This window comes from Arthrobacter agilis (genome assembly GCF_002953615.1).
In the GTDB taxonomy this organism is placed as follows: domain Bacteria; phylum Actinomycetota; class Actinomycetes; order Actinomycetales; family Micrococcaceae; genus Arthrobacter_D; species Arthrobacter_D agilis_B.
This window is the reverse complement of the sequence record NZ_CP024915.1, coordinates 32687-38724: the sequence shown is the minus strand read 5'-3', so window position 1 is coordinate 38724 and position 6038 is coordinate 32687. Positions and strand designations below refer to the sequence as shown.

General features: G+C 68.9%; 4 protein-coding genes and 1 tRNA gene. 4 read left to right on the top strand and 1 reads right to left on the bottom strand.

All coding sequences use genetic code 11. The features are described 5' to 3' along the window. A partial coding sequence (locus tag CVO76_RS00175; RefSeq protein ID WP_244186098.1) for an error-prone DNA polymerase occupies positions 1–3342 on the top strand: 3342 nt, incomplete at its 5' end. Positions 3343–3418: 76 nt separating this feature from the next. Here CVO76_RS00175 and CVO76_RS00170 read toward each other — a convergent pair. After that, a tRNA-Leu gene (locus CVO76_RS00170) sits at positions 3419–3501 on the bottom strand. A 317-nt stretch (positions 3502–3818) separates the two neighbouring features. On the opposite strand from CVO76_RS00170, the gene CVO76_RS00165 reads away from it, so the two are divergent. From CVO76_RS00165 to CVO76_RS00155, 3 genes are all read left to right on the top strand, one after another. Further along, a complete protein-coding gene (locus tag CVO76_RS00165) occupies positions 3819–4559 on the top strand; it encodes an FhaA domain-containing protein (RefSeq protein ID WP_208740269.1) in 741 nt (246 codons plus the stop codon). Then, positions 4556–5044, top strand: a complete 489-nt coding sequence (locus tag CVO76_RS00160) for an FHA domain-containing protein FhaB/FipA (protein ID WP_208740268.1) — start codon at positions 4556–4558, stop codon at positions 5042–5044. Before CVO76_RS00165 ends, CVO76_RS00160 begins: the two co-directional genes overlap by 4 nt. Positions 5045–5088: 44 nt before the next feature. Further along, positions 5089–6038, top strand: a 950-nt coding sequence (locus CVO76_RS00155) for a PP2C family protein-serine/threonine phosphatase (protein ID WP_208741638.1), incomplete at its 3' end; no start/stop codon positions are given.

Sequence of the window (6038 nt, the reverse complement as noted above, 5' to 3'; positions counted from 1 at the left end):
GCCGGTGCCGACGGCGGGGACAGCCCGGCCTGGTCCCGGAAGCGCCGGCCCTATACCGCTCCGGCCGGGGACCCGGTGCCGGAGGGTCCCGTGGTCCCCTATGCGGAACTGCACGTGCACTCCAACTTCAGCTTCCTCGACGGCGCATCGAGCCCGGAGCATCTCGCGGAGGAAGCCCAGCGGCTGGGCCTCACCGGCATGGCCCTGACCGACCACGACGGCCTGTACGGTGCGGTGCACTTCGCTGAAGCAGCCGAGAAGTACCCCGGACTCTCGACGATGTACGGCACGGAACTGTCCCTCGGACTGTCCCGGCCGCAGAACGGGGAGGCGGACCCGGAGGGGCGCCACCTGCTGGTCCTGGCCCGGGGGTCGGCCGGCTACCACCGGCTCTCCACGGCCATCACCGAAGCCCAGCTGGACGCCGACGCCGAGAAGGGGAAGCCCCGCTACGACCTCGAGAGCCTCTCCGGGCACGCCCAGGGCCAGTGGATGATCCTCTCGGGCTGCCGGAAGGGGGCGGTGCGCTCGGCGCTCGTCGCCGGTGGAGAGGCAGCCGCTGAGGCGGAACTCCGGGAACTCGTCGAACTGTTCGGTCGTGACGGCGTCGCCGTCGAACTCACCAACCAGGGCAATCCCCTGGACACCGCGCACAACGACGCCCTGGCCGCCGTCGCCGCCCGCCTGAAGCTGCCCACGGTCGCCACCAACAACGTGCACTACGCCACCCCGAAGCAGCACCGGCTCGCCTCCGCCCTGGCCGCGGTCCGGGCCCGCCGAAGCCTGGACCAGATGGATGGCTGGCTTCCCGCCGCCGGATCCGCGCACCTGCGCAGCGGCGCGGAGATGGCGAGGCGGTTCCGGGACTATCCGGGGGCTGTGGAGCGCACCGTCGAGATCGCCACCGATCTCTCCTTCACCCTCCGCAGTGTCCGACCGGGCCTGCCGAACATCGAGCTGCCGGAGGGCCACACGCAGATGAGCTATCTGCGCGAACTCGTGTGGCGGGGGGCCGACAAGCTCTACGGGAACCGGACCGACGTCCGCGAGCGCATCGAACGCGAACTGGAGGTCATCGAGGACAAGAACTTCCCGGGGTACTTCCTGATCGTCCACGACCTGGTGCACTACGCGCGCCGGAACGGCATCCTGTGCCAGGGACGGGGTTCGGCCGCCAACTCGGCTGTCTGCTACCTGCTCGAGATCACCGCGGTGGACTCGATCAAGTACCAGCTCCCCTTCGAGCGGTTCCTCTCGAGCATGCGGGACGAGGAACCGGATATCGACGTCGACTTCGACTCCGACCGACGTGAGGAGGTCATCCAGTACGTCTACCGGAAGTACGGGCGCTTCAACGCCGCCCAGGTCGCCAACGTCATCACCTACCGCCCCAAGTTCGCCGTCCGGGACATGGCCAAGGCCCTCGGCCACAGCCCGGGCCAGCAGGACGCCTGGTCCCGGCAGATCGAACGGTGGGGCGGACTCGTCTCCAGCACCGACCACGACATCCCGGACGCCGTGGTCGGCCTGGCGCAGGAGGTCCTCGCGTTCCCGCGCCATCTGGGTATCCACTCGGGCGGCATGGTCCTGACGGACCGGCCCGTCGGAGAAGTATGCCCTATTGAGCATGGACGCATGGAGGGCCGGACGGTCCTGCAGTGGGACAAGGACGACTGCGCCTGGATGGGGCTGGTGAAGTTCGACCTGCTGGGCCTCGGCATCCTCGCGGCCATCCAGTACAACTTCGACCTCGTGGAACGGCACTTCGGGGAGACGTGGGAACTGCACACCATCCCGAAGGAGGAGCAGGGCGTGTACGACATGCTGTGCTTCGCCGACTCGGTGGGCGTCTTCCAGGTGGAGAGCCGCGCCCAGATGGGCATGCTCCCGCGGCTCCAACCCCGCCAGTTCTACGACCTCGTGATCGAGGTGGCCCTCGTACGGCCGGGGCCCATCCAGGGCGGGGCCGTGCACCCCTACATCAAACGGAAGATGGGCGAGGAGGAGGTCCGGTACATCCACCCAGACCTCGAACCGGTGCTCGAACGGACCCTCGGCGTCCCGCTCTTCCAGGAGCAGCTCATGCAGATGGCCATGGTGGTGGGGGGCTGCACCGGGGCCGACGCCGACCTCCTGCGCCGGGCCATGGGTTCCAAACGTGGCGAGGAACGGATCGATTCGCTCAAGGCCAAGCTGTACGCGGGCATGGAGTCCAACGGCATCACCGGCGACGTGGCCGACACGATCTACGACAAGATCCACGCCTTCGCGAACTTCGGGTTCGCGGAAAGCCACTCGATCAGCTTCGCCCTGCTGGTCTATGTCAGCGCATGGCTGAGGCTGCACTATCCCGGAGCGTTCCTCGCGTCCCTGCTGCGCGCCCAGCCCATGGGGTTCTATTCACCCCAGACGCTCGTGGCGGACGCCCGCCGGCACGGCGCCGTCGTGCTGCGGCCCGACATCCTGCACTCGGGCGTGCACGCCGACCTCGAGCCGCTCGAGGGCTACGACCCGCCCGTCGATCCCAGGGACCGGACCACCGGCACGGACGGCTGCACCGAGGACGAGCAGCCCCCGGTGGGCTACTTCGACCAGGACACGCCCTTCGATTCCACGCTGCACCGCCGTGACGGCAACTACGCGGTGCGGCTCGGCCTCGCCAGCGTGGAATCGATCGGGGCCGGACTTGCGGAGAAGATCGTCACCGAGCGGGAACGGAACGGGCCCTACGAGGACATGCCGGACCTGGCCCGGCGGACGGGCGTCAACGCCGGGCAGCTCGAGGCCCTGGCGGCATCGGGCGCCTTCGACTCGATGGGGCTGAGCCGCCGTGAAGCACTGTGGAACGCCGGGCCCGCGTCCACCGAACGCGAGGGCCAGATCAAGGGCACGGCCGTCTACATCCAGCCTCCGCTGATGCCCGAGCTCTCGGACATCGACAAGGTCGGATCCGACCTGTGGTCCACCGGCATCACCCCGGACGATCATCCGGTGCGCCATGCCAGGAACAGACTCGAGCGACGGGGTGCCCTGACGGCCGTGGAGCTGAAGACGGCCGAGTCCGGACGGCGGATCGAGGTGGCGGGAATCGTGACGCACCGGCAGAGGCCGGCGACCGCGAGCGGCATCACGTTCCTGAACCTCGAGGACGAGACGGGGCTCGTGAACGTCATCTGCTCCGTGGGGGTCTGGCAGCGCTACCGCCGGGTGGCGCGGGAGGCCGGCAGTGTGATCGTGCGGGGTCTCCTCGAGCGGTCCGCCGAGGGCATCGTCAACGTCGTGGCGGACCGCATCGAGGTCCTGCAGCTGAAGGCCACCACCAGGTCGCGGGACTTCCGCTGACCGGCACCGGGCCTTCCCGAAGGACCACGGTACGACGAAGGGCCCCCGCTGAGCGGGGGCCCTTCGTGTCATACCGTGCGCGAGGGGGGATTTGAACCCCCACACCCTTTCGGATACTGGCACCTGAAGCCAGCGCGTCTGCCGTTCCGCCACTCGCGCATTTCGAGATCCAACTCCGTGCGCCAGGCGCAGGCGTTGTGAACAGCAGAAACAAGCATAGCCGAGCGCGGGCGCAATTACCTAAACAGGAACCGGCCGGGCCCCGGCGACACCGTTCTGCCCGTCCTAACGATCCATGGATCGTTAGGACAAAGTAATCCTCGGAACGATGGCTTGGAGCCCATTCCCAGAGCCTCCCAGTAGTATCGGAGGGAACATGCCCGGGTGGACGCTGCCGTCCCGACGACCGGGCCGGCCCTGCGGCGCCTTGCCGACGGGGCCCGACATTCCGATGCGACAGGGGAAGGAGGCGGGAGATGGGCATTCTTGACAACGTGGAGCGCGGACTCGAAAAACTGGTCCGAGGCGCCTTCACGACGGGATCCCGTGCCCAGGTGCAGCCCCTCGAGATCGCGAGCGCCCTGCGCAAGGAACTCGACAACCGCTCACTCGTCCTCTCGCAGGGCCGCACCCTCGCTCCCAACGTCTTCACGGCACGCCTCTCCGACTCCGACTTCGATCTCGCCCAGCAGTGGGGATCGGCTCTGGCCGAGGAACTGTGCGACGTCGTGATCGCCCATGTCAACAGCCAGCAGTACAGCCTGCAGGGACCCGTCCGGGTCTCCTTCGAGCACGACCCCGAACTGAAGGCCGGCATCTTCGAGATCGACTCGTCGATCGAGAAGCAGGACGCCGCACGCCGTCCCGCGGGCCCCGCCGCCCCTGCAGCACCGCGGCGCCAGCCCACGCGCTACCAGCCGATCCTCGAGATCGACGGCCAGCGCTATTCGATCAACTCCGGGTCGATCGTCCTCGGCCGCTCCTCCGAGGCGGACATCCTCGTCGACGACACCGGTGTCTCCAGGCGCCACCTCGAGATCCGCGCACGCGACGGCCGCATCTACGCCGTCGATCTCGGCTCGACCAACGGCAGCTACGTCAACGGGCAGCGGGTCCACGGCCAGGCCGAACTCACGGACGGTTCCACCATCACGATGGGGCGGTCGCGCATGACGTTCCGCCTCGTTCCGACCCAGGACGGGGGCGTCCCGCGATGAGCGAGGCCGGAGAACTGACCGTCACGCTGCTGCGCTTCGGGTTCCTGATCCTGCTGTGGGTCCTGGTCCTCAGCACGGTGGGAGCCCTGCGCCGGGACCTCGCCGTGGGCCGTCGCAACAGGGTCGGCGCCCCCACGGCACGGGAGATCCGCAGGAACCCGGACCTCGGCGAGGAACCGCCCCCCCTGCGCACCCCCGCCCGCCGGCTGGTCGTGACCGAGGGTCCCCTCACCGGGACCACGCTCGAGCTCGCAGCAAGCCCGATCCTCCTCGGCCGCGCCCAGGAGGCGACCCTGGTGCTCGAGGACGACTACGCGTCCGGCCGGCACGCCCGCCTCTTCCCGCAGGGCAGCCGCTGGTTCATCGAGGACCTCGGATCCACGAACGGCACCTACCTGGCCGGCACCCAGCTCACGCGCGCACTGCCCGTCGACCCGGGCGTCCCCATCCGGATCGGTAAGACGGTCATCGAATTGAGGCCGTAGGCGTGCCGCTTGCTCTCAGGTTCGCCGCCCGCTCCGACGTGGGCATGGTCCGCGCGAAGAACGACGACTCCGCCTACGTTGGACGGTTCCTCGCCGTCGTCGCTGACGGCATGGGTGGGCACGCCGGCGGGAATGTCGCCTCGGCCTCCACCGTCCTTGATCTCGTCCACCTGGATCACAACGGGCACGGCGGGAGCGCCGGGACACACCTCGCCGACGAGATCCAGACCGCGAACTCGCTGCTCTCCGAACTCGTCGCGACCAACCCGCAGCTGGCAGGCATGGGGACCACCGTGACCGCGATCCTGCTCGAGGACCGGACGCTGCAGCTCGCGCACATCGGGGACTCGCGCGCCTACCGCCTGAAGGACGGTGTGTTCGAGCAGATCACCACCGACCACACCTTCGTACAGCGCCTCATCGAGGAGGGCAGGCTCAGGCCCGAGGAAGCGGAGGTCCACCCTCACAAGAACGTCCTGATGCGCGTCCTCGGTGACGTCGACGCAAGCCCTGAACTGGATCTCCGGGAATTCGACGCCGAACCCGGCGAGCGGTGGCTGCTCTGCTCCGACGGCCTCAACGCCGTCCTGAAGGACCGCGTGGTCGAGCAGGTGATGCGTGAGTCGAAGGACATCCGGAACTGCGTCGACACACTGGTCGACCTGACCCTCGCGGGCGGCTCCCCGGACAACATCACCATCGCCGTCGTCGAGGTCATCGAGGCGGAGGACGACGACGCCGCACCGCCGGCCGTCATGCCTCCGGCCCGGCAGGCAGCGGGAGAGCGCGACAGACCCTCGGCGGATGCGGCGTCCCACGGGATCGACGACGACGGCCTCCCGGGTACCGCCATCCGCGCCGATGTGATCCGGCAGGACCTGCTGACGCGGCCCCACATCCTGGTGGGATCCGCGGCACTGGCCACCGAGACGGGCCAGATCCCCATCGTGACGCAGCGGTCCACGGAGCGCCGTGCCGCCATGATGCTCACGCA

Bases quoted from the DNA above. Each gene is read 5' to 3' on its own strand.
- CVO76_RS00165 (WP_208740269.1), top strand. From the start codon at position 3,819: ATGGGCATTCTTGACAACGTGGAGCGCGGACTCGAAAAACTGGTCCGA.
- CVO76_RS00160 (WP_208740268.1), top strand. From the start codon at position 4,556: ATGAGCGAGGCCGGAGAACTGACCGTCACGCTGCTGCGCTTCGGGTTC.